This is a genomic window from Sulfurovum sp. NBC37-1 (assembly GCF_000010345.1).
Classification (GTDB): Bacteria; Campylobacterota; Campylobacteria; order Campylobacterales; family Sulfurovaceae; genus Sulfurovum.
Genome location: NC_009663.1, coordinates 2,191,891 through 2,216,860 on the forward strand (window position 1 = coordinate 2,191,891; position 24,970 = coordinate 2,216,860).

The following is a 24,970-nucleotide window of genomic DNA, read 5'->3' on the forward strand; positions in this document are numbered from 1 at the left end:
ATCTGAAAATGGAGTTGTTCACGGGCAACTATAGAGGTACAGTTAGCCCACAAGATAGGCTCCAGGGTATCACAGGCTTACAATAGAGCTCAGTATTTGGATCAGAGGAAAGAGCTTATGCGGTGGTGGGGTGATTGGTTGGATGAGCAAAAAATAAATAAGGTTCTCTAACCCTCTTAAACTATTTTTATTTTATCTGCCCTTTCTAGGTCACCATCTTTTGTCAAAAGATATAAAATTGTTTTTTTGCTATATTTTTTTTCATTTTCACCAAGCTTCTGTTCACCATTGCTAATAGTTACGGATATGATTAAATCCATATTTTTATTCTGTAAGTAGTGAATCATCGCATTACTATTAACATGCATACGTTCACCTGAAGATGAAAACTTATCATAATAATCTGCTTTTTCATCATCTGACCATCTTTCTATCTTAACAATTAGTTTTTTGTTTTGTGTAAAAATTGCTTTATATTTATCTATTGACAAATTACATATTTTTATAAATTCCTCAGAGGGAAGATGTAAGGTTGATTGCATATTATGAGTATAAGGATCATGAGAATCTTTTTCCAAATCTAAAGATATGCTATCGATCCATCCTGTAAGGTCATACCCTTGATAAGTAAATGTCTTATCGTCATTTTTTATAGGCATATGGTAATCATAATAATCTGCTTTTTGCAATAGTTTAAGTAAGGTCTTTGAGGAATTAGGAGACACCAATGCACTTGATATATCAATTGTTTCAGAATATCTTTCTAAATAAATATTGTAATTCCCATGCAGTATCCAAGAGTCATTTGTTATACCTAGAAGATTATCAAACTTCTCTAAGTTATGTTCTCTTTCAAAAATCCCCCATGGAAATGCTTCTAGTGGCTTTGCTTGTCTAAATTCAGAAAGCCAAAAATCATTATTTTCAAAATACCTACCTAAAAAATAATCATATTCCGACACATCACCATCTGAATATCTTTCTATATTAACTGAATGTGTTCTCAAAAGTTCACCTGCCACCAAAAACATAGATTCAAATTCTAAGTGTCTTACTGGTTCTTCTATAGTTGGTAGTTCACCATGCCTATGTGATGTCAAGTGATAATCATCTCTCTCCCATCTATGTCGTAGATATTTCGCTTCGATAGCATCATTTTGTCCCCACTTATCAATTATCCATGTTTCTGCATCTTTTAATATATCTATCATTTCTATATCATAAATATTTTGCATAGAGTTATACCAGTATGGTATAGTATCCATAGAATCAAAGTTAAATCTTGTTTGATGGTTCCATCCATATCCTTGTGTCTGTTTTTTAATAAGACAACTACGAGGTGAATTGGCTAATCTTAATCGCATTTCTTGAACATTAGACAAGTTTATGGTAATCGCTTTTGCTATTTCTCTAATGATTATATGAGGAAAATCTTCATCAAATACAATATTTTTGAAATCTTTTAAATATGGCTTTAATGCATCAGTAATTTCAAATGATAATCTATGAAATACCAATAAAAGAGATTCTTTTGCTGAGATAGTATAAAAACTCAAATCATTTGTAAAAGGAAAACCATCATATGTAGAAAATTTATCTATAAACATAGGAATAAATGTATGGCTGCTTTTTAAAAGCTCTCTGGTACTATATTTGGCTTTCCATCTTATTCGCCTATCAGGATGTCCCATTTGTTTCCATAAAAATGTAACCAAAGCTTCTTTATAGTTATTAGGATTAAAGTTACAAGGTGTAGTATCTAATTGATTTTCAAGTCTTCCGAATATATCGTACATAACATTTTTAGCATCATCTTTTTTTAAAATCTCTTTAGAAACATCCATTAATCGATACAAATCACGAAGTTCATAAGAAAATGATTTTTTCACTTCTTCATTTAATATAATTTCATATAGTCTATTTTTAGGTACATAGTGTGATAATCTTGTAATATACTCATCTGAATCTAATAGCCTAGAGCTATATGTATAGACAAATTTTTCTATTAAAGCCTCTTTATGTCTATTTACCTGTATATCAGATTCCCACTCCAATATACAGGTAAGAAATTCATCTATATAATGTTTAAGATAAAAAACCCTTACATTACAAATTGCTTCTAGCCATGAAACTTTTTGATTATATTTTAATCTACTTCTTGCTTCAGAAAGTAATCTACCTGTATCGTATCCACTAATTTTTTTATCCATTTCTGTTAAGTATTTTGGAAGATCTATTAAATATGGAATAAAGAAGTTATCCCAGTTTTCAATTGTTTCCTTATGTGTATACGGAGGAATATAATTGTCAGGGTTGATATTATTTTCTTTAAAAAACTTATGATATTTTTCAAGTTCTAATGTTAATGTATGTGAACTATAACCATTATGAGATAGCCATTTTCTTATTGCATCCAATGTAGATACCTGATCTTTATCCGAAAGGTTTTTACGTATAAAATCTATCATCTTTTCTATGATATTAAATAGTGCGTCTTTACTTGTCTCATTGAATTTCTCAATTAATAATAAAAAGGTATCTAAAATATCGCTATTTTTTACTAAAAATCTTAGCGAAAATAAATTTTCATATTCTAGATCTTCTTTTTCTATAGCAATAGGAAGAATTTCAGATAAACTCTTCTCTTGTTTATAGATAATTTTATTATCCCATTGATGAGCAATATTTAATGCTAAAGAAAAATCCAAATGAGCAATTAATTTAATTGCTTCATTTAGTACAAGATCACCTGTTTCATATAAGTATCCTTGTAATGATTCTACTACAGCAACATTTCGATTGACTAGTTTATATTTTTCATTTTTCTCTAAAACTGGTAAAACATATTGAGTTAAAGACACTAAAAACTTATATAAAAAATAAACTTTGTCATCTAATCCACCTGTAGCTTCTAGTGCCAATTCAAAATATATTTTAGCCCGTTCTTCATCATAAAATCTAACTAATTTCGCATAGTTATTAAAAACATCAACTTTATCTTGAGCAGGCAAGGATTCCTTTTGAGTAATATTAACATCAAGATCAATAAGCTCAAAAGCTTCATCCAAATATCTTCCTTCCAATAATATAGGAGTGATTTTCTGAATAAGATTATATTTGTCCATTATACTTTTTAAATTTTGTATTAAAGCTATAAAAGCTGTTCTATCTGCATTTGTCATTATTAAAATTTTAGTTAAAAGCTCAAATTTAATGGCAAATCCTTGATACTCTCTTTGATTATGCCAGCTTGGTGTTGCTTTTTCTAAAGATGTTGTCCATTCTTTTTCAATGGTACTAAAATCTAATTGATTTACTATGACTTTAGTATAAAATTGAAAATAAGGCATGATATTCTTTATATACCCAATTTTTCTTTTTCTATCTTCTGTATCTGTGTAGCTTGGATTATCTTTTTCTTTTATAAGTTCATCATAGTCAATTTCATTAGTCTCTATAGTATGTTTTAATCCTAGTGCTAAAAATGTTTCATAAAAACCACGCAATGAATGATCATCATGAAGAGTCTCAAATGATTGTGTTGTAGTTTTTAGAATTGTTGGTAAGATAATTTTTTTATCAAAACCAAACTTAAGAGCTAAAATGGAAAAATCTAGAGAAATCGTATTTAAATCATCTCTATGCATGTAGCCTCTATTCCCTTGTAAAATTTCAATTCTTTTAGGCTTTAACTGGATATATCTATAGAGTTTTTTAGCAACACGGTGAACAAGTTCTCTAGATGGCGTATTCCCAATATTATTTAGTAAAACCAATAATTTTGCCTGAACAAAGGGGTGCATCCGAGTATGATATTTTTCATATATCTCCTCTTGCTTTTCTATAGTCATTTCAAGTAGGAAATCTTTTGGTATATCATTTATAACTTGAATTAAAAACCATAATCTCCAAACACTAAACGACTCTATGCATTTCTCTAGCCCTTCTGTATAATAAGCCGATATACTTCTTTTTGCTATATCTGAAGTATCTATATTATTTGCATGTCCTCCTTTATCTTCTTTTCGCCTATCTAGTGTTTTTCTTAACCACACATCACCAACTTTTAAAAACTCTATAGACCTTTTATTATTTACTTTTGATAAAAGATATGCGCAACGATAATTTAAATTTTCTAAATTTTCAAAGTTACTCGTGTAGTAACTAACTGCATTTTCTTCGTTAGTATAGATAGATAATAATTCAGGGCTATCTTGTAGAAACTCATGAAGCGTATTATCTGATTTAGTTAATTCAGAAACTAAATATAAAAGTTTATAAATATTTTGATAATCTTTTTTTTCAAGAGCCATATTTAGAGCTCGTTGCACTCTGTCTTTTTGTATCTCTTTTCTTTCTAGTCTATCTTCAATATGTTCTAAATTAAAGTTGAGAGTAATATCTATGAGTGAAGTATAATTCCCAGCTTTTTCTAAATGAAATGCTATATATTTAGTAGCATAGTGATTTGATACGATTTTTGTAAATAGATTCTTTGAAATTCTATTGTGTGTGTTTAGTGCTGTATGCTCATCAATTTTCGTTGATAAAAATGTTTCAAAATCTTCATCTTGGAATCCGATAGTATGTTCTTGATCTACTGTAATACCTGGTTCAAGTGTTTGAGTTATTTTTAAAGATTCATTCTTGGTTAATCCACTAGCTAACATAAAATCATCTATTTTTGCAGGTCTTGACATACAGATAAGCTCTTCTACATGCTCTCTAGTAATAGGCTCAATAACTGCTAATGCTTGCTCCCACATATCTTCAAATATCTTTTCTAAAGATATAGTTTCATCTTTTTTTACAAGAGCCTCTATCCTATCATAGTTCCCATTAATTTGTTGTAATATATAGTTTTCAATACGGGGGTTACCTTTAGTCAACTTATGAAAAGACAAAGCTATCTTCTCTTCCAATTTTGGGAAATACTGCGTTAAAAATTGTTTTGTTGATTCAATATCAAAACCTTTAAGCTCAAAGTCTAAAACATCATTTGGAGCTAATAATGAGTCTTTTCTCAGTCCACCTCTAGCACTCATTATCAAATAGCAATGTTCAGGTAAGTTAAGGCTCCATAATTTAGGAATATATGGTTCTTCATTAAAGTATTTTGCACCATCTACATTATTATCTGCTGCATCTATTATTATAATTACTTTTTTCTTATCTAAAGTTTTTGAAGCTTCTTCTATATATAACTTAAATTTTAATTCCAAGTCATAGATATTAAATTTTTGTTCTAATAACAATTCAAAACCTAACCCTATTGCAGTTTCATTTATGAGTTGTGTTAGTATCTTCTGCTGGAGATGTCTTTGAGCACCAAAATCTTTATATGTACCTCCTCCAAAACTATCATATATTAAAACTAGAGCATCAGAAAATATAGATTTTAAAGAAGATAATGTAGATGTTTTACCCACTCCTGCTGAACCATAAGCCAATAGTTTTTGTGATGTTTTTGATTGCAATAGATCCGTTATCCCTTTAATATCATCAGTTTGAATAAACTTTTCTATACTTTTTATTCTTGATGGCACAGGAAATAATACTTCTAATGTAGTATCTAAATAGCTCAAAATTTGATATTTCGTAATCAATTTTTGTGTTTTTAATTGATTGCTAATAGCATTAAATTGTTTTGAATTTGAAAATTTAGCGATCAAGAACTCTTTCTCTTTTTTACTATAAGAAAAGATCAATATTTTATCTACCTTTTTCTGACTCTCGTAATGCTCAATAAACTCTATTTCAAATGTAGTTTCATTCTTGTGGACAATCTCTCTTAATTCTATTTTTTCCAAGTCATTATACGGACTAAGTGTCTTTAAACTATATCGAGAGAGTTCTAGGTAAGGTATATAATTTTTACTTGTAGTAATTAGGTTTTGAATAGAAGACAAGATGCTATTATAAGCTTTTTCTTGAGACTCAAAAGTATCAATAGGAAGTAGCCTTTTATCATCTTTTTCATCTCTTGGTATCGCATTTATATTTTTTACTTCATCGTGATTTAAAAGGTCGCCAGTATCTTTTAAAATTATAGGAATTATTATGGCATTTTTTTCTGCTGATTGTTTTAAAATCAGTGGTAGTTCTTGCTCTTGTATATAATCCGAAGCCCAAAAATTTCGACTTAACAATAGAAGAAAAATATCAGAATCAATGATTTCTTTTTTAATAATACTATCAAAAATATCACCTACTTTTAACTTTTCATCATCTACCCAAAGGTGTATTTTATTTTCTCTCTTTAGTACAGAGAGTGTAATTTTTATTTCATCCTTATATACATGGTCTTTGGATGAGTAACTTAGGAAGATTTTCATGGGCTGGATTCTTTTAAAATTTGTTCATATTTTTTCTTTTTTTGTAGCCATTCCTTTTTCGTTAAATTATGTATTTTTTTATATAGGCAAGCTCCTATTTCAACTTCAACTTTTAAAGGATAATATATTGATTCAATATTGTTTTTTCCCAATAAAGAATATTCTTTTACTTCATCATTACCCCAACTTAATATCTTTGTTTCATTTTTAGAAAAACAAGCTCCATTAATTTTCTTATTATGTTTAATAGTGACTAATACTTTCCCAGTCTTTACACTCCAGAGCCTAATTTCTTTTTCATCCCAACTCAAAATTTCCTTTTCATCTTTACTGAATATTGCGTGAAGTATATTATGACTATGTTTACCATTGAATAATAGCTTTTTTGTATCAATATCCCAAATATTCAGCTCATCTCTGCACCAACTTAATACATTCTTTTCATTTTTATTAAAAAAAGTCCCATTTAAGTTTTTATTATGTTTTATAATAGTTTCTAATTTATTATTATAGATATTATATAAATATAAATTTTCTCTCTCGTAGTATACGATACGTTTAGAATCTTTGGATAACACAATTTCATCATCAATTGTTGCATTAATATCAACTAAAAGTATAGGTTTATCGTTTTTAATATTCCAAAACTTAATACCACTAATTCCCCAGCTCAAAATTTTATTATCTTCAATAAATTGTACTCCGTTTGTATATCCTGCCTTTAAAACAACTCTTGGTTGTGTATCATTAAGATCCCAAACTCTTATTCCACCATCCTTATACCAAGATGCCATTTTTGTTTTGTTTGCATTAAAAGTAGCCCCCTCTATAGTGTCTCCTGTACCATTTGTAAACGAAGTGCCACTCTTACCAATAAGAGTATTAACCGTATAAGTTTTTAATAACTTTTTATCATTAATATTCCATAATTTTATAGTTTCTCCACCTATAGTAAAAATTGTTTTTTTATCTTGTGACAATATTACATCTTTTATGTAAGAGTTTAATTTTAAGCCAAATGCAATTAAAGGATTTTTTATTTTATTTAACTCACTTTTTACTCTATTAAAATCTTTTAATGTGTATATATTTTTGCATGTTTTAGTATCAAATACTTTGATAGTGTATTGATTCCAAGATAAGATCTTCGTAGCCCTATCATAAAATTTAGCTTTGCCTCCATCTATATGGTAAAAATTATCCTTACACACTATTTTTAATTTTTCTTTAAGAGTTTCATTATTATAACTTAATATTTTAGACTGATTTTTACTTAAGATTATCTTTTTACTTCCATTAGAATATTTAATATTATATTTTGATAAATTTGTATCCCAAAGCTGTATCTTTCCATTTTCTGTACTGGTTAAAAGTTCTGTTTCATCTTTATTAAATTCTGCACTACTTATTTCACTATCACTCATAATTGTAAAAATGGGTTTATTATCAGTAATACTCCATAAATCCAATCTATTCTCCCCCCAACTTAAAATCTTTGTTTCATCATTACTAAAAACTGCATTTTTAACTTTATAGCTACATTTAATTATTTTAGTTGGCTTGTGTTCTAAATTATCTATATCAAATTCAGATTGCCTTGGGTTACAATTATCCCAAAGTTTAATTGTCTTATCATCACTCCAACTTAAAATAAAGTTACCTTTTTTATTAAAAAGTGAACCTGCAATTCTACCATCATGAGACATAATGATCTCGCTATTAGGGCAAAAAATATCTTCGTCATCAAATATAAAAGCTTTCATATAATTTTCTTCAAAATAATTTAATAATAATTTTGTATTTTGCTTATTAAAAGTCATACGATAAGGACTTTTTTTTATAGGACTAAGTTCTTTTAACATTTTCCTAGTTTTTATATCCCATATTTTAATCTTGTTTTCCCCATAAATTGCAATAATATTATTATCTTTACTCAAACTCACTTCTTCAGCGTGATTAAAAACCAAAAAGGGTTTATTGCTATCATTAATATCCAGAATTTTTACCACTTTCTTATTTGCATAGCCTGATATAGTTAATATTTGCTTTTTATCTCTTATAAAAATTGCCTTTTCTAAATTGTTATCAAATTTAAAAACCTGTAAAATTTTATTATCTGGAATACTCCTTAATCTGAGCCAATTTGAAGCAGTTAATACCATTACTTTCTTTTTATCAAAATAGGCATCCATAATTTCATTTTTAAATTTAGACTTATATATTATTTTGCCATTCATTTTCCATAATTTTACATTATTATTAGGATATGCACTCCAGCTAAAAATCATTGTTTCTTTTTTATCTACAATTGCATTGTCACTGCTTAACCCCATTAAAATGGGGTTAGATGTATTTTTATCAAAAATTTTTATTTGATCATCATAAATATTTAAAAACAATATTTTATTTTGCGATTTTGTAAATTCAGCATGTCCCCAACCTCTATGACTAATATAATTATTAAATATTTTTTTTAATTTAATTCCTCCGTTAACTGTCTTGTAAAGTATTTTTATCTCCTTTTTTTCATTTTTATCTGAACTTTTAGTTATTGCATTTGCAAATAGGAATTTTGCATAAACTGGATTATTAAGATTATTTTTATTATCAATACCTTGTTGATATAGATTATTGTAAAGCTCTTTTTTGATTACCTGTTTGTTTTTATCTATTTTTATTTTCTGATTCCAGATAAATACAGAAAATCCAACTATAACTAGAGTGAACAGACTCCATATAGAAATAAGTTTTATCCTATCCCTCCTCTTCTGCTCTTCATCCCTCCGATAAAACTCCCCAAAAGGAACACCCAAAATCCCAGCAATCAACTTCAACTTAGCAAGTTCCCGACCATCCTCTTTCTCAATAGTACTACTAGCCAAAATAGAAGTTCTTTCATCAGTCAAATTCCCTTCACTATCTAGCTTATACTTCAAAGCCTCAGGAAAACACTCTAACACATCATCAAACTTATCACTCTCTATTGCAAAAGGCTCACCATCCACAATAATAGGAAAAACCCTATCCTCTCCATGCATCATTTTAAAATCTACAATCTCTTTATTTACCCATTTAGAATCAGCCGATTTAGTAGAACAAACTACAATAAGTGCATCAGAGTTTTCAAGAGCCTTGAGTATCTCCACACCCAAATCATCCCCTGCATTTAGCTCATATCGGTCTCGAAATATGGGGTAAAGTGATTTGGGTAAGGTTTGGTAGTCTTCTCGTAGTTTTCTTGGAATCTTGTATTTTTCTAACTCTTTATGCAGCCAAGAACCAAACGCTTCATCATCGTGTGAGTAGCCTATGAATGCTTTGTAGGATTTAGACATTATTTGATATCTCATGTTTATATCTAGTAATTTCTATAGCAATTGATTTGGAAGAAACATAGTTATCAAACATTTTAATATTTCTCAAAATTGGATAAGTATCTTTAACTTCTTTTAATGAAATATTTAAAAGTATTGGTATAAGAATTTTCTCCTTTTCAATTTTTAAAGAATATCCAATTGCTAATTCTTCGTTACACCAAGAGCCTTCTATGAAATTTGGACTTATTATGGCAATAACACCATATTTTAGTCTAATGAATCCTTCATTTATCTCTTGAACAATATTTTCAGCTTCTTTAATATTCATCCTGTCATAGAATACATTGAAACCTAAATCTTTTAACTCACTTACAAACTCATCAACAAACGGAAACTTATCTACAGAAGAATGACTTATGAAGAAATCAAATTCGCTATTGTCTGTTTTTATATTTAGTTTATCTTTTTCACTAACTCTTTGATGTGCATTAATTGATGCATGTCGATATAATAATGCATCTTTGTTGATATCAAAATTCAAGTTTATATACAAATCATCTATAACATCTTGTATATTTTCATTTATAATCATATATTTACAAAAATCCATAGTACCTTTGCTATATTTTAATGTCAAGGCATTGATGTTGATAGTTTTCTCTTTTAAAATTACAAATATAAGGTAGTAAGCTAAAAAATATTCTTGAAAAGATTTATGTGCAAACTTTGCTTTAAAGTTTCTTCGTTTTCTTTTATCGTAAGGAATCAACACAGAGTTAAGCAACAACTCAATTATGTGATTAATTTCTCCATAATCAGTATGCATTAAATTCTTAATTTCCTCTTCAGTTATATACTCACCATATACAATATTGAAACCATCAACATTGGTCATTTCCCATGATATCTTTGCTAGAAGGTCAAAAATATAATCTGTAACTTCATATACATCTCCTTGTTTAGATAATGGTCTAGCAGCTCTTTTAGAAATATATGAACCCTCCCTATCTAGTGTGAACTTTCTAGTTAAATATGATTCATATAACTCTGAAATATTTTTAATTTTAATATCTCCAGATATGATATCATCAGTAAGCATTTTTAAAAATAATGGTCGTTTTGGTATATCTCCATATTCTTGATGATATTTTTTATCTCTAACTAATTGTTCGAATTTTTCTAAATTTTTTGTATCTTGACTCTCTCTAGATAGTGTATTCTTTAAAGAAAGTATATATTCTAAAATGATTTTATCATTCCATTCTTCTAGAATCAACTCTGTATAAGTGGGTCTATTTTGAACAAATAAAGAGTCTTGAAAACTACCATAACGTTCATCTCTAAATTCTTTTCTGAGTGTAAACACAGAATTACACCCAAAAGAAGATGCACAATTAAATATTTGTTTCAGCCCATATTCTTGATATGCTAGATGATATTCATCCAATCCATCATATAGCAAGATAATCTTTTTTTCTGTGCGTAACATTCTTTTAAATTCAGTAATTGCGATATTATCATAGTCATCTTCTTTACGTAATTCTTCTTCTAAAAGAATTTCAAGAATTTCTTTAGCTAATGTTTGTTCATTATCAAAAGCTTTGTTTGATAATTGAATTAAAGGGATATAAATATAAATATTATCATTATTTATACTTGATAAATTTAATAATAAGGAAGTTTTGCCAAATCCAAATTCACTTATAATAAAAGTCCATGTTTTTGCAGTACTGTTCATTTTTTTTATAAATGAATTTTCTATATATTTTTTAGGATTAGTACCCTTGTCTTTTTTTTCAAGATAATAAGGTACTTCCTCGATATATATATTTTTTTCAGATAAACGCATTTGATGATTTTGTTTATATTTATTATGGATATTACTAATTTTTTCTATAAGACTCTGATTCATCTTTTGAAACATATAATCAATAAAACTTCTAGGGGACAAAGCCTTAATTTTAATATTTTTTTGAAAATGATCAATTAATCTAGTTAATTGTTTTCTGAGTAGTTTATTCGCTAGTTCTTTTTGATGTATTATGATGATTTTATCTATCACTCCATATTCACTTAAAATAATTTTTATATCATTATCAATTTCAAGATCTTTTATTTTTAATACTTTCTCATCGGTACCTAAACAGTAATAAATACAATAACCTTTGTCAGACTTGGTAAATAATGATGTTAGTTTTTTATCCTTTGTTGTATTAGGATTAAATTTTATAAGAAACTGATAGCACTGTTCATAAAAGTCATTTTTATTACAAGTAATTAGCTTTCTAACAAGTTTTCCTCCAGTACCTGTTGAACTTCCATTTCCCATTTTTTGACCTTAAATACTTATATCTATTAAAATTAATTGGATAATCTCATAAATTTTTTTATTACTATATATTTTTATTTGATTATTTGAATCAATATTTCGTACTTTTACATTTTGAATCACTAAAAAATTATACATTTCATCATATTTTTTTCTAATTCCCTTCTCATATTTTGGATTATTTTCTATAAATAACCTAAGTTTTTCATTGTTAATTTTTTGATAATCAAATGTTAATTCTTCAACATCATATCCCTGTAGCAATTTAATAATCTTTTTAGTCATGCCTCCAAAACCACCAATTAAATATGTTGGTTTATCTGCTTTAAGTGCCAAGTAGACTTCCTCTAAAATACCTGGATAAAAACCACTATAACCTGTAATCTTTCCTCCAACAGCAATTTTTATATCCATTTCTTTTGTAATTTTCTCTCTCATTCTTGTAAGATTTTCTGCTACTTTATCAATCTCTGTTAATTCACAATCTTCGCCAATCTCTTGAAAATCTATCACATCTAAGTATCGTGTCTTTATCTTCGTATCAATGAACTTACTAAAAGGTCTTGCTGCAAAATTAATGATTTTTTTCTCTTCATTATAATTAGAGTTATATGACTTTAAAAGATTAACAAGTAAGAGGGTAAAATTAAATTCACTTTTATATCCCAAGTCCCCACCATATAGCAATGTATTATCTTTGATAAACAAATAACGAGCCAATTCAACCATTAACATATGCATATGATCTATTGATATTCCATATTCTTCTAAATCTTTAGATTCACTAATGGAAATAGCTATTTTTTTATTGGTTTTTAATTTATTTTCTAATAATACAGGAGTGACAATACCACCATTATTAAAGCAATCATTTAAAATATCCTGTTCTGGTAATATAAGCGGTGGATCTGGATAGAGCATTGTTTGGTTTCCATGCATGCAAACATCTAAGAGTTCAGGGGGTCTACTTAAAATTTTATAATTCTTGCAATTTTGTCTATTTTGATACATGTCTATAAAGAGGTAATGTTCCAATGCTTCTTTCAGCAGAGCATTAATGATTAATCTAAGATTATGGTTTGACTTAACAGAAAATGTTTCATTGCAAAGATGTTCAATATTGGTAACACTATGTAAAAGTTTTACCATTTTTACATTGCCAAGATAGGGAAACATTCTTTTATCTTCTTTGGATAGTGTGTCTATTCCTACTATAGGTATTTGTTTTTGCTTTGCCCAAATTAATTCTTGCTGCGTCCAAACTGTGTGTCCATAATTATCAGAATATACAAATAGAAACAAACTATCATTCACATTTTTTTCCAGTACCTTTTTCCAACTTGATGAATTCTGGATATCCGTTTCATCGAAAAAATTATCAAGTTTAATATCATTATCAATAAAAGTTTTAATTAATTTTGCTATATTTCTACCATCTTTTTTTGCATGAGAGATAAATATCTGTAGTTTGTCTTTCCTCAAGATAAATCGCAAAATATCATGTGTTATTTCAGTATAAAGAAAATTTAGAAGATCTTCTTTTTGAAAAGCTCTAATGAAATTAATTTCATCACCCCACAACTTCATTTGTCCATAATTTTCAGTTAATGCAACAAAAACTACTCTTTTATTCTCTTGCCATTTATGTAATAGTTTTAATTGTATATCACTGTTTGCATAAGTCTTTGCTATTAATAAATCATCAATCAAAATAATATCAATTGCATTATTATTTTCTTGATAATCAGACAATTCGAAGAAATAAACATCAAAAAGTTTTCCACCTAAAACATCATCATCTTTAAAAAAGTAATTTTCTATAAAAAATTTCTTTAATTGTGATAGGCTATCTAACTCTTTAGCATAATAAATATTTAAAATCATCTTTCATTCCCTTATAGATTATTTCTTTTGTATACTCAAACCTTTAACTCCTGCCATATCTTCTAATATAGATGAATATGCTCCAAGAATTACTTGTAAATCTTTCAATTCTTTTCTAAACATTTTACGCTGTTCTGCATCATTCAATTTACCATCTGCAGAAAGCTTGTGCCATTTCCCAGTAAAAGGTCGTACTTCTTCATTAATAATAAATAATGCTATACGAGAAAAATCAGGAGCATGCCTTCCATATTTTTTCAGTAAATCTCTTGTGAGTTGAAATAAAGTATATATACTTTGAAGAGCTGTAACTTCATCTCCTTCTTCATCACCAAGTTCTTGTGTAGTTATACGTGTTTGCATCTCTACATACATTTCCCATGCAGCATTTTTATCTACATCATTAGGCATAAAATCCATTTCTATAAAACCTGCTTTAGCTTTCAACCCTGACAAACTCCATTTGTCAAATAATTCACTCCATTTCATTTGTTTGTTCCTTTCTATTTATAATTTGTAACAATTCATTTATGCTAGCTTTACTGAAGCCATCTTTAGCATCAATATATGATAGATTCCTAAAGGCAGGAAAATCATTAATATTTGTATTATCTAATAAAACAGGAATAATAAAAGCATTTTGATTTAATGCCCTCTGTTTTTCTTGCCAAAACCATTTTGACTCTTTTGCATTTTTACTAAGAAAAATTAAAACAGCTCCTCTGTCTTTTGTTTCCTGAAGAGCATCATAAATTTTATCTTGTATATTGTCTCCCATTTTGATAGATGCGGTATCCTTAAAAATTCGAAACCCAGAAGATTCTAATTGCTCATAAATCTTATTTACTTTATAATTATCTTTATGTGAATAAAGGAAAAAGAGTGTTGCCTGTTTCATTAAATTGTCAAGCTTTGATAACTGCGTACATCTCTCGTATTTTAATTTTTCAATATCTATTTCTCTATAAATTTTAAAAGATAAAGATTGAACATATTTTCGTTCCCATTTAAACCATTTTGACTCTTCTGCAAATGAACTCGTACATGAAACAAAAATGTTTCTAGCTGAAATTTCCCATTCCAGTAAAGGCTTAATCATATTCTTTTTATCTTCATCCTCCAAAGATTTCAAATAAAACATTAAAGCACTAAAACCATTATCTTCTAAATAATTTCGTACTATTTTAACCTCTTCATAATCATGAGAAGAATGTGATAAAAAAACCCAACCATTTGCTTTCTTTTCCCAATGTTCATCGTTTATAAGTTTTTTCATTTTTTTTTAACCTATTTGCCTATTAAATATTCACGTATGATTTTATATAACTGATCTGAGGTTAATGTATTAAAATCTAATTTTTTAAATAAATATTCAGAGTCTATTTCCGTATCATTATTGACTATCATAAGCATATTCTTATTGTATTTTTTTGCTAATTCTAATTCTTTTAAGCAGTACTCACTTGTTTTAAATTCTTTATCAATAAAGAAAATTATTGACTTAGCATCTTTAATGGCGCCATCTAAAGATGAATTTAATTGATTTCCTACATACAAACTTTTTCTATCTAAAAAAACTGGGTATGCATCAGCATTAAGCATATTAATTGTTTTGTCAAATACATCAATCAAGTCTTTATTTGAATAACTAAAAAATACAGTATCAGTATATAAATTAGTATTAAAAAATTCAAATCCTCTATCTTTTAATTTTGTTCGTTCATCAATAAGAAATATTTTCTCACTATGAAATGCCATTTCTATACCTTCTTTTGTGCAAGGTGTAGTTAATATATTGAACCTTCTATTTTTCATTTGATTCATTAAGCTTCGTGTTGTATTAAATGTTAATTCTTTAATAGCATATTCATTTAAACTATGTTTGATCTCTTTGAACTCTTTTTCATAATTACTTTCAACTTCAAGTACAAAATAAAATTCTAATTTATAGGGGATATTATTTACACAAAATATAAAACCAATTTCTGTGCTAATATCTTTGTATTTTTCACAAACTTGTAAAAGCATTGTCTCTATTGGTCTTCTGTTTCCATAGTCAAAAGAAAAACTTGTTTGAAGATATTTTCTACTCATTTTTGCCACTCCACACCACTACGATTATTAACAAAAGAAGGAAAAGAGTTATCTGGGATAATATTGTTCCGTCTTTCAAATGCCTCATGAATCCACCTTTGTACTTCATAAGGATTATCACTCCATTCATAAAGCTTTGCAAAGCCACAATCAATATTTTCACTAAGTCTAGGTGGAATAGTTGTTTTTCTATATTTACCGTGTTCAATATCATAATAGTCATGGTAACTTGGTAATAAAATTCCTATTACACCTGATCTAGAACTATATGTTGTTTGCCTGATACTTGAAGCTATTTCCCAATCCACATGTTTTCTTTTCCAAGTTTCAGAACCAATTAATACAACTGTTACTGTTGAATCTCTCAAATATTCATCACGAATCTTCTGTCTTATTGTTTCTGTTCTTAAAAAAGGGTCAATATCGCCTATTTGAACAGACCTGGAAACCATAATATCATATTGGTTTGAAAACAATTCTTCAAACTTATTCCTATAATATTGGTCATTTGCATGATGGTAACTTACAAATACTTTATGCCTCATATATATACTCCTTTTGAACTATTTCCTAACCATTTACTCAATTCTTTAGCTGTATTTGTTTTATGGTCATATACCATCCAGACATCTTTATCGTATCCTTCCAATCCTCCATATACTATTCGACTATATAGGCCTAAATACTCTTGCTCTGTCCACTTTTTATCATATGATTTTTCTACAGAGGGAAAAATTGCAACATCATAATTACTTTTGCTTCCATCACCCAATCCAAGCTCCCATGGAATCCATTTACTGTCTTTACTATTTGGTGTAACAAAAACAACCATCTTTGGAAGTTTCTTAATTGTGTCTTTAAGTATCTTAGCCGTTTCAAAAGAAGGAGGTTCAGGTAGCCTATCATCCCCTTTATCCATATAGACTTTACCCCCATGATTAGTTAATATTTTTAGTGGATATGGTAATATTTCTATATCTTTAGAAGAATAGGATAGAAAAACATTTTTAGATATATCTTTTCTTGCAGCAATTTTAATTAGAGTATTTTCATTTAAAATTTCTTTTTCTGAATAAGCCCTCATTTCATCCATTGTTATAATTTTTGGCATCTTTATGTCTCCTCCCTTTTTTTATCCCCGTTGAGCCTTCCCCAGAAGTACGAATAAGTTTCAAGACGCTTAGGGCATCAAAAACTTAGTTTTTGTATGACATAAACACATCTTGTCTTTCTATTCAAACTAAATTAGCCATAATTAGACAAATTTTAGCACATTTACATCAAAAAGAGCCGCAAAAGACAAAAATGGACTCATAGTTTGCATGAGTGAGTCTTAGTGGGCGGATGTCATACTGGAGTTTTGTCAAATATGCCAAACTGGAATTACCCCTCAAAAAGAGTACAAAAACTGAAACCAAAAAAGAGACACCAAAAAAAGAAAATACCAACGATGGACCACTAATCGCCAAAGCCAATTTTAAAACAGGTAAAAAATGGAATCCTCACACGGTAGATATACCTAAAAACAGAATATTGTAAAGGTAGAGGAGTTTATCCTCTGATCTTTACCGATGGGAACCCTCCAGTTTTTGTAAGGTCTAAAGCTAACTGCTCTGAATCCATTAACTTAAGGGCACCTCTAAAAATAGGTGATAGCCACAACATCTCTAGCTTTTGTCTAGGCTAGGCACTCTTTTGAAACCCTAGCCATAGCTAAGGTGAAAAAGAGTAACAACGCATAGGCGAAAGCTAGTGATGCCCGTAGGGTGGGCTTTGCAAACGTAATCTTGCACAAGATATTTACTTCGTCTTAGCTACGGCTAGGACTTGAAAATCTCTTGCACAATCTCACATTTGCAAAACCCATTGTGGGTGTTACCTATTATTAGAGGTGCCCTTAACAACATACCTCACATTTCTACCAGCCGTTCCCTCTACTTGTTCTATGAGGTTTTTTGAGACCAGATCAGCGATGTCTCTCTTGGCTGTGGCGGTAGAAGTTTTGGCTATGGAGATATATTTTTTTGTATTTAGCCCACCCTCGAAACCATCAACTCCAGCATCCAATAACTTATTGAGCACTTTTATTTGGCGAGTATTTAGTGAATACTCTCTTGCTCTATCCCAAAAATTGGCTTTTTGTATGGCTATTTGAACCTGTTGTAGTGATATTTCTATGGCTTTGTTTATCATATCTGTATGCCAAGATATCCACTCTGTTATCTCTAAACTTTTGTTATACATGAGCTTTTGACTGTGCTCCAAAAGGTCATAGTAACTCTTTTTATCCTCTACTATGGCTGTAGATATGGAGTAGTAACCATCATTTAATCCAAGCTCTTTTGATAATACATAGTTTGTTATCGCTCTTGCAATTCTACCATTTCCATCATCATAAGGGTGTATAGTCACAAACCAAAAGTGGGCTATTGCGGCTTTAGTGTAAGGTTCTTCTGTACTTGTGTTTACAAACGCCAAAAAAACATCCATCTCTTTATCTAAAATATCTGGTGGTGGTGCGATATAGTGTGTCTGTTCTCTGCCCCCCTTATAGGAAACAACTGACATCTCCTCTTCTCTAAATTTAGCCACATTTATTTTATACAATCCACTATATCCGTCAGGAAACAGCGTATTGTGCCATCCATTGAGACGATCAACTGTGAGTGGCGAGTGATTTGTACTGCTATCCATAAACATCGCCACAAGTCCATCTGTGTGTTTAGTAGAAGTATCTTTTTTTGTAACGCTGCCAGCCATCTTTTTTAATATAGATGAACGAACACTCTGACGATCTAAAACCTCTCCTTCTATTTGAGAAGAGGTAACTATTTCATTGATAGAAGATTCCACTTTAAGAGCATTGCTTTTTTGAACTCCGAGCATGGTAAGTATGCCATCCAGTCTGCCACTGTTTCGACTCACAGACAATAAGCTTTTACTCAATACATCCTTATCGTATTTGAAATGAGGATAGTTATCATCTTGCCATATCCATATTTTTTCATCTTGCATTTCTATCCTTGGTCTGTGTGAGCTGATTATTTCAGATAATCGTATCATAATATGAGCCGATTGTCAAATTTAAGCAGCTCAAAGGTACAATAATTCTTTAGGCAAAGTATTTGAAGTGGTACACGAATTGGTACACGATTTATAGCCGATGGCTTGAAAGCACGGTTATTACAGACATATTAGGTAGATATTCAACGCCTGTCCCGTAAAGTTGTTGAGCCTTCCTCAGAAGTGCGAATACGTTTCACTGCGAATAGAACATCAAAATAATAATATTTGACAAAAACACACATTGTGTGTTATAATCAAACCATACAAAATAGAAAGGACAAGTATGACTACAACAGCAAATGAAAAAACTAGAACCAATGTCTATCTTGATACTGCGATGAAGAAAAAAGCTCAAGAGATATTTAAACAGTATGGCATGGGATTGAGTGATGCTTTTAACATATTTCTCTCTCAGGCAGTCATGGAAAAAGGTATACCTTTTCAAATCAAGATACCTAATGATGAGACAGCACAAGTCATCAAAGAAGCAAGAGTTGGTAAAAATATGACTAAAGTTTCACTTGAGGAACTTAAAAAGGAAGTAGGTGCTTGATATTGCTATACATAAAACTTTTACAAAAGATGTAAAGAAAGCAAAATTAAACCCAACGAATAGCGCAAAACTTTTTATGTATATCTCTCTACTTCTTAATGGGGAAGAGTTGCCCAGCCAATCAAAAGATCATGACCTTACAGGTACATACCAAGATACAAGAGAATTTCATATAAGCGGGGATCTTCTTGTCGTGTATAGAATAGAGGAAAATACCTTAGAACTCTTACGCTTGGGTACGCACTCTCAGCTATTCAAATAATGCTATATTTCAATCCCACTAAGGGGAAGTAAAATTCCCCTCATCTTCACAAAACTACAATGCAAAACAAATCACAAAAGCCATTTCGTATAAACGCTGATTTTTGTTAACGCAAAAATGCTATCATTAAAAATATACAGACAGGAGATATCATTATGTTAAAAGATCTATTTTACATTGGCCTGGGCGGTGCGCTTCTGGCTAAGGAAAAAGTTGAGAAAGAGCTCAATGAGCTGGTTGAAAAGGGCAAACTGAACAAAGAAGAGGCTCAAAAGCTGATCGACAAGGCCAAAGCCAAAGGCGAAGATGAAGAAAAGGAGTTCAAGTCCAAACTCAAAGAGGCGATCCGTGAAGTCCTTGAAGAGATGGACCTGGCTACCAAATCAGACATAGAAGCGCTTCACAAAGAGAAAGAGAAGAAAAAGTAATTACTTGACCCTTTCAAACTATTCGCCCGGACGGGTCAAACAAGTTTTTATTTTTCTGCTGACAGTCTATCTGCTGATCAAAAAGAAAGAGCGTTTTCTTTTTATGCGCCCGCTTTCTCCTTCCGAGCTGAGGGAGAGCATCAACGAACTGGGTGCAAGTTTCATCAAGCTGGCACAGGTACTGGCGACGAGAGCCGACTTCTTCAGTGATGCCTACCTGGCAGAATTGCGTTCCCTGCACGATGAGATCCCTCCCATGTCTCACAGAAACTTCAAAAAAGTCTATGACCGTGCTTTTGGGAACAGTAATCCCTTTGAACGTTTCAATGAAGAACCGATCGCCAGTGCTTCCATAGGAGAAGTGCACGAAGCATGGCTCAAAAGCGGTGAACACGTAGCGGTCAAACTGCGCCGCTGGCAGATCGAAGAGCAGATCAGAGCAGATATCCGGATATTGACTTTTTTCAACCGGATCTTCCGTCCGCTCTTTTCACACTACACCAAGAACTCCATTGATTCGCTTATAGCTGAATTTTCCGATATGATCCTCAAAGAGGTCAGTTTCACCAATGAACTCTCCAATCTTAAAAGTTTCAGTCTGGTCTACGAGAAGAGCGGTGTCATTTTCCCTGTTCCCTATGAGGTACACTGCTGCGATGATGCCATTGTAATGAGCTTTGAAAAGGGCATCCGCTTCGACGACAAAGAGGCGCTTCTGAACAACAAGATCGACTTTCAGACCGCCATGCACAAACTCATAGAATTCTACACTGAGCAGATGCTGATCAACGGTTACTTCCATGCAGACCCGCACCCGGGCAATCTTCTGATCCGCGAAGACGGACAACTGGTACTTTTGGATTTCGGGATGGTAAAACGCATCAGCAACCCGGCCCGTATCGCGATCATAGAGATGGTCAAATCCGCCCATGAGCAGGATTTTGAACTTTACATCTCCAGCTGCAAACGCCTGGGGGTCATCACCTATGAAGCACCTCAGGACCAGATGACCGAACTGACACAAAAAATGTTCGAGATCTTCAACGATGACTCACTCGATGCAACAAGTATGCAGGAACTTGCTTTCGGTGTCATGGCATCGATGCGGGATTTCCCGTTCAAACTGCCGCAGGAAGCGATCTACATTATGAGGGCAAGTGCCATCATTGAAGGTTTGGGGACCATTTATATCCACAATTTCAACGGTGTTAAGGACATCCTCCCCCTGCTCCAGAAGAACATCCCAAAAGCACTGGGAGCAGATAGCGGCATACTCGAAGCGGTCATAGATGAAGCGGGATCACTTCCCCTGACGCTCAGACAGATCAAGACAAGAATACAGAAGATCAGTGAGGATGAACTGCGGGTGCATTTGAGCGAAAGACAGCTGGAATGGCTTGAGAGCCGTTTAGCTAACCATCTCGATTCGTTTAAACTCTCGTTTGTGCTGATCTTGCTCGCGTTTTTCATTCTGCTGATCGATCCTGCCTACAAAGTGGCAGCGATTATACTCTTTGCCACAGGAGCGGTCAGACTGCTTTATAAATAGTTTTCATAAATATGCAGTTCCCAGTGCATGGGAAGCAGTTTATCCAGAGTCATCCATTAGCGATCAACGATCTTTCTTTCAATATTGATACTCAAAGCCGTTGTCATTTCATAAGAGATCGTACCGAACTGTCTGGCGGCTTTTTGGGCATCATTCATAATCACAAGTTCCTCTTTTGCAGATTCCAGAATAATGAAATCCATGGAAACACGCCCCAAGATAGGCAATCCTTCTGCTGTGATATACGGATGGGCGCTGTCACCGCGACACCAGCCGTCACCATACCCCAGGTCATAGGTTGAAACAGTCATCTCTTCGGGTGCAGTGAAATCTCCTCCGTACCCTACCCTTTCCCCTTTTTTAAGTCTGCGAGTAGCGATCTTCTTTGCAGACAGGGACAGTACTGGTTTCAAGGGGATGTCATCAAAAACGTCAGGCAGTTCATTGTAGCCATATGCGCCTATGCCGACACGTACCAGGTCTTCATCGAATGTTTTTGAACGCAGCGTAGCGGCAGAGTTGTGAGAATGGAAACGTACATTCATAAAACCGGCCTCTTTCACTCTCTCTTTCACTGATGCAAATTGCTTCTGCTGCCAAAAGAGTTCTGAACCCATCTCATCGGCCGAACGGAAATGGGTCATGACCCCCACAAGTTCCAAATCTTTCTTTTGGATCATTTGCAATGCACGCTCCAGCTCTTCGGGTGCAATACCGTTACGATGCATCCCGGTATCGACCTTGAGTTCCACTCTGGCGCCCAGCTCTGCATTTTCTATGTCGTTCAAACAGTTGAGTGCAAAAGAACAGATATCATCTTTGACCGCATGGTCTCCCAGTACCAGTACCGTCCGGAAGAGTTCTTTGATATTCTTGGCTTCCTCCATACTCCTGACCACTGCATGCCTGATGCCGAACTCTGCAGAGAGGGAAGCCATAAGTTGAAGACCGTGCCCATAGGCATTGTCTTTGAGTACAATGGCGATCTTCTCAACTGAGCCTGTTTTTAGTGCAATTTGGTTAAGATTGTGGTAGAAGTTTTCTTTGTTGATTATAATAGTTGCCATAATTATGATTATACAAACATAATGACTAAAAGGGGATTAAAATGGATTGGCTTACACTGCTTGAGATCGGTAGTATGTTCTTTACCGCCTACCTCATCTTTCTGCTCATTAAAGAGTTCAAGAAAAGCATTAGAGAGAGCAAACAGGGAAAAGTAAGCGGGAGATGTGACCTTGACTGAAAGAAGAATGGTTGCCGAATGGGAGCGTCAACGCTGCGTACTTATGTCTTTCCCCCATGAACATACCGATTGGCATGATCTGGAAAATCCCGCTTCACTCAATGATGCACTTTCTCCGTTTATACGTATCGCCCAGGCGATTGCCTATAAAGAGGCTGTTTACATCATTTGTCAACATAAAAAGAAAATATCCTCCATGTTCTGCAGTACAAAGAACATGACCTTTATAGAGATACCGACCAACGATACGTGGATACGGGATTACGGATACATCAGCATCGAAGAGGATGGGAAAACAAAACTACTCAATTTCGTCTTTGACGGATGGGGCGGCAAATTTGAAGCAGAACTTGACAACAGTGTCAACACTGTTTTACATCAGAAAGGCTATATGGGAATCACACCGCTTGAGCATATAGATTTCGTACTGGAAGGCGGTTCCATAGAGAGTGACGGGAAAGGAACCATTCTGACAACGAGTCAATGCCTCTGTAATCCCAACCGTAATGGCGGATCGACAAAAGAAGAGGCAGAATACAAACTGAAAGAGTATCTCGGTGCAAAAAGGATACTCTGGCTCGATTACGGCTATCTTGCAGGGGATGACACCGATGGCCACATCGATACACTGGCACGCTTTACTGACGAAGCGACCATTGCCTATGTGCAGTGTGAAGATTCGGAAGACGAACACTACCATGCCCTCAAAGCAATGGAGGAGCAGCTTCGAAGCTTCAGGCAGCAGAACGGCAAACCCTATAAGCTGGTCCCTCTGCCCATGTGCGAAGCCAAATATGACAAGGAGGGGAAAAGATTGCCCGCCACCTACGCCAATTTCCTCATCACGAACGATGCACTGGTATTCCCGACATACAGCGACGATCACAACGACAGCAAAGCGGAAGAGGCATTGAGGGCACTGTTCCCGGGGAGGGAGATGATCCCGGTGAACTGCCTGAAACTCATAGAAGAGGGAGGAAGCCTCCATTGCTCTACGATGCAGGTAGCTTATTAAAAGGAATCATTCATCATGAAAACAGCATTGATACAACAGAAATTTTACGGAAACAAAGAAGATACTGTCCGGGCTACAGTAGAAAAGATAGAAGAAGCTGCCTCCAACAGTACGGAACTGATTGTTCTTCAGGAGCTCCATCAGAACGAATACTTCTGTCAGAGCGAAGATACCGCATTCTTCGATTATGCTGCCGACTTTGATGCAGATGTATCGTTTTGGGGAGCTGTCGCAAAAAAGCATGGTATTGTCCTTGTTACCTCGCTTTTTGAAAAACGTGCTCCAGGGCTTTACCACAATACGGCTGTTGTCTTTGAAAAAGACGGAAATATCGCAGGAAAATACCGGAAAATGCATATTCCAGATGATCCGGGATTTTATGAAAAGTTCTACTTCACTCCCGGAGACCTTGGTTTTGAACCCATTGAAACTTCTGTGGGTAAACTGGGAGTACTGGTCTGCTGGGACCAGTGGTACCCGGAAGCGGCACGCATCATGGCACTCAAAGGTGCCCAATTGCTCATCTATCCAACAGCCATAGGCTGGTTCGATGAGGATACGGACAAAGAGAAAGCACGTCAGCTTGACAGCTGGATCACCATACAGCGTTCCCATGCCATCGCCAACGGCATTCCGGTACTCTCCTGCAACCGTGTCGGTTTTGAACCCGACGGCAGCGGAGTGTTGAACGGAATCCGCTTCTGGGGGAACTCTTTTATCTGCGGCGCACAGGGAGAGATACTTGCACAGGCCGATGGAGAGAATGAACAGATACTGTATGCCGGTATAGTGCATGAACGGACTAAAGAAGTGCGTGATATCTGGCCTTTCCTGCGTGACCGGCGTATAGAAGCATATGACTGTCTGTTCAAACGCTACTGTGACTGAATTT

Annotated in this window: 18 protein-coding genes; 7 read left to right on the forward strand and 11 right to left on the reverse strand. The window is 32.8% G+C overall.

Translation table 11 applies throughout. The annotated features are described in order from the left end of the window. Positions 1 to 176: 176 nt before the first annotated feature. From SUN_RS10935 to SUN_RS10985, 10 genes are all read right to left on the reverse strand, one after another. Complete coding sequence (locus tag SUN_RS10935) at positions 177 to 6,335, reverse strand: toll/interleukin-1 receptor domain-containing protein (RefSeq protein ID WP_012083877.1); 6,159 nt, start codon at positions 6,333 to 6,335, stop codon at positions 177 to 179. Next, positions 6,332 to 9,670, reverse strand: a complete 3,339-nt coding sequence (locus SUN_RS10940; RefSeq protein ID WP_012083878.1) for a TIR domain-containing protein — start codon at positions 9,668 to 9,670, stop codon at positions 6,332 to 6,334. Before SUN_RS10940 ends, SUN_RS10935 begins: the two co-directional genes overlap by 4 nt. Next, positions 9,663 to 11,981: a toll/interleukin-1 receptor domain-containing protein gene (locus tag SUN_RS10945; protein ID WP_012083879.1), complete on the reverse strand. Its 2,319-nt coding sequence runs from the start codon at positions 11,979 to 11,981 to the stop codon at positions 9,663 to 9,665. The genes SUN_RS10940 and SUN_RS10945 overlap by 8 nt, the downstream gene beginning before the upstream one ends. Positions 11,982 to 11,990: 9 nt before the next feature. After that, a complete protein-coding gene (locus tag SUN_RS10950; protein ID WP_012083881.1) occupies positions 11,991 to 13,865 on the reverse strand; it encodes a TIR domain-containing protein in 1,875 nt (624 codons plus the stop codon). A gap of 18 nt (positions 13,866 to 13,883) precedes the next feature. Beyond that, positions 13,884 to 14,354 carry a hypothetical protein gene (locus tag SUN_RS10955; protein WP_012083882.1) on the reverse strand — a complete coding sequence of 157 codons (471 nt, stop codon included), beginning with the start codon at positions 14,352 to 14,354 and terminating at the stop codon, positions 13,884 to 13,886. After that, complete coding sequence (locus SUN_RS10960) at positions 14,341 to 15,141, reverse strand: toll/interleukin-1 receptor domain-containing protein (protein WP_012083883.1); 801 nt, start codon at positions 15,139 to 15,141, stop codon at positions 14,341 to 14,343. The genes SUN_RS10955 and SUN_RS10960 overlap by 14 nt, the downstream gene beginning before the upstream one ends. Positions 15,142 to 15,152: 11 nt before the next feature. Beyond that, positions 15,153 to 15,959 carry a toll/interleukin-1 receptor domain-containing protein gene (locus SUN_RS10965; RefSeq protein ID WP_012083884.1) on the reverse strand — a complete coding sequence of 269 codons (807 nt, stop codon included), beginning with the start codon at positions 15,957 to 15,959 and terminating at the stop codon, positions 15,153 to 15,155. Next, complete coding sequence (locus SUN_RS10970; protein WP_012083886.1) at positions 15,956 to 16,504, reverse strand: TIR domain-containing protein; 549 nt, start codon at positions 16,502 to 16,504, stop codon at positions 15,956 to 15,958. Before SUN_RS10970 ends, SUN_RS10965 begins: the two co-directional genes overlap by 4 nt. Further along, positions 16,501 to 17,070 carry a toll/interleukin-1 receptor domain-containing protein gene (locus SUN_RS10975; protein WP_012083887.1) on the reverse strand — a complete coding sequence of 190 codons (570 nt, stop codon included), beginning with the start codon at positions 17,068 to 17,070 and terminating at the stop codon, positions 16,501 to 16,503. The genes SUN_RS10970 and SUN_RS10975 overlap by 4 nt, the downstream gene beginning before the upstream one ends. A 764-nt stretch (positions 17,071 to 17,834) precedes the next feature. Beyond that, positions 17,835 to 18,974, reverse strand: a complete 1,140-nt coding sequence (locus tag SUN_RS10985) for a Fic family protein (protein WP_012083888.1) — start codon at positions 18,972 to 18,974, stop codon at positions 17,835 to 17,837. 334 nt (positions 18,975 to 19,308) lie between these two features. Between SUN_RS10985 and SUN_RS10990 the strand changes: the two genes are divergently transcribed. From SUN_RS10990 to SUN_RS11005, 4 genes are all read left to right on the forward strand, one after another. Then, positions 19,309 to 19,578: a type II toxin-antitoxin system RelB/DinJ family antitoxin gene (locus tag SUN_RS10990; protein ID WP_012083889.1), complete on the forward strand. Its 270-nt coding sequence runs from the start codon at positions 19,309 to 19,311 to the stop codon at positions 19,576 to 19,578. After that, positions 19,571 to 19,840: a type II toxin-antitoxin system RelE/ParE family toxin gene (locus SUN_RS10995; RefSeq protein WP_012083890.1), complete on the forward strand. Its 270-nt coding sequence runs from the start codon at positions 19,571 to 19,573 to the stop codon at positions 19,838 to 19,840. The genes SUN_RS10990 and SUN_RS10995 overlap by 8 nt, the downstream gene beginning before the upstream one ends. 155 nt (positions 19,841 to 19,995) lie before the next feature. Beyond that, entirely contained in the window at positions 19,996 to 20,268 is a 273-nt protein-coding gene (locus tag SUN_RS11000; protein ID WP_012083891.1) for a phasin family protein, read from the forward strand. Positions 20,269 to 20,272: 4 nt separating this feature from the next. Then, on the forward strand, positions 20,273 to 21,817 hold the full coding sequence (locus SUN_RS11005) for an ABC1 kinase family protein (RefSeq protein ID WP_012083892.1): 1,545 nt from the start codon (positions 20,273 to 20,275) through the stop codon (positions 21,815 to 21,817). 56 nt (positions 21,818 to 21,873) lie between these two features. Here SUN_RS11005 and SUN_RS11010 read toward each other — a convergent pair whose 3' ends face one another. After that, positions 21,874 to 22,884: an alanine racemase gene (locus SUN_RS11010; protein ID WP_012083893.1), complete on the reverse strand. Its 1,011-nt coding sequence runs from the start codon at positions 22,882 to 22,884 to the stop codon at positions 21,874 to 21,876. 41 nt (positions 22,885 to 22,925) lie between these two features. Here SUN_RS11010 and SUN_RS13630 point away from each other — a divergent pair, with 41 nt between their 5' ends. Genes SUN_RS13630 through SUN_RS11020 form a run of 3 tightly spaced genes read left to right on the forward strand, consistent with a single transcriptional unit; the run spans position 22,926 to position 24,966 of the window. Further along, positions 22,926 to 23,063: a hypothetical protein gene (locus tag SUN_RS13630; RefSeq protein ID WP_158298196.1), complete on the forward strand. Its 138-nt coding sequence runs from the start codon at positions 22,926 to 22,928 to the stop codon at positions 23,061 to 23,063. Next, positions 23,050 to 24,078 carry an agmatine deiminase family protein gene (locus SUN_RS11015; protein WP_012083894.1) on the forward strand — a complete coding sequence of 343 codons (1,029 nt, stop codon included), beginning with the start codon at positions 23,050 to 23,052 and terminating at the stop codon, positions 24,076 to 24,078. The genes SUN_RS13630 and SUN_RS11015 overlap by 14 nt, the downstream gene beginning before the upstream one ends. A 15-nt stretch (positions 24,079 to 24,093) precedes the next feature. Then, positions 24,094 to 24,966, forward strand: coding sequence for a carbon-nitrogen hydrolase (locus SUN_RS11020; protein WP_012083895.1), 873 nt, complete (start codon positions 24,094 to 24,096; stop codon positions 24,964 to 24,966). Positions 24,967 to 24,970 lie beyond the last annotated feature (4 nt).

What these genes read in the sequence shown, in the direction of transcription:
- SUN_RS10935 (WP_012083877.1), bottom strand. Translation starts at nt 6,335, where the DNA reads ATGAAAATCTTCCTAAGTTACTCATCCAAAGACCATGTATATAAGGAT.
- SUN_RS10940 (WP_012083878.1), bottom strand. Translation starts at nt 9,670, where the DNA reads ATGTCTAAATCCTACAAAGCATTCATAGGCTACTCACACGATGATGAA.
- SUN_RS10945 (WP_012083879.1), bottom strand. Translation starts at nt 11,981, where the DNA reads ATGGGAAATGGAAGTTCAACAGGTACTGGAGGAAAACTTGTTAGAAAG.
- SUN_RS10950 (WP_012083881.1), bottom strand. Translation starts at nt 13,865, where the DNA reads ATGATTTTAAATATTTATTATGCTAAAGAGTTAGATAGCCTATCACAA.
- SUN_RS10955 (WP_012083882.1), bottom strand. Translation starts at nt 14,354, where the DNA reads ATGAAATGGAGTGAATTATTTGACAAATGGAGTTTGTCAGGGTTGAAA.
- SUN_RS10960 (WP_012083883.1), bottom strand. Translation starts at nt 15,141, where the DNA reads ATGAAAAAACTTATAAACGATGAACATTGGGAAAAGAAAGCAAATGGT.
- SUN_RS10965 (WP_012083884.1), bottom strand. Translation starts at nt 15,959, where the DNA reads ATGAGTAGAAAATATCTTCAAACAAGTTTTTCTTTTGACTATGGAAAC.
- SUN_RS10970 (WP_012083886.1), bottom strand. Translation starts at nt 16,504, where the DNA reads ATGAGGCATAAAGTATTTGTAAGTTACCATCATGCAAATGACCAATAT.
- SUN_RS10975 (WP_012083887.1), bottom strand. Translation starts at nt 17,070, where the DNA reads ATGCCAAAAATTATAACAATGGATGAAATGAGGGCTTATTCAGAAAAA.
- SUN_RS10985 (WP_012083888.1), bottom strand. Translation starts at nt 18,974, where the DNA reads ATGCAAGATGAAAAAATATGGATATGGCAAGATGATAACTATCCTCAT.
- SUN_RS10990 (WP_012083889.1), top strand. Translation starts at nt 19,309, where the DNA reads ATGACTACAACAGCAAATGAAAAAACTAGAACCAATGTCTATCTTGAT.
- SUN_RS11000 (WP_012083891.1), top strand. Translation starts at nt 19,996, where the DNA reads ATGTTAAAAGATCTATTTTACATTGGCCTGGGCGGTGCGCTTCTGGCT.
- SUN_RS11010 (WP_012083893.1), bottom strand. Translation starts at nt 22,884, where the DNA reads ATGGCAACTATTATAATCAACAAAGAAAACTTCTACCACAATCTTAAC.
- SUN_RS13630 (WP_158298196.1), top strand. Translation starts at nt 22,926, where the DNA reads ATGGATTGGCTTACACTGCTTGAGATCGGTAGTATGTTCTTTACCGCC.
- SUN_RS11020 (WP_012083895.1), top strand. Translation starts at nt 24,094, where the DNA reads ATGAAAACAGCATTGATACAACAGAAATTTTACGGAAACAAAGAAGAT.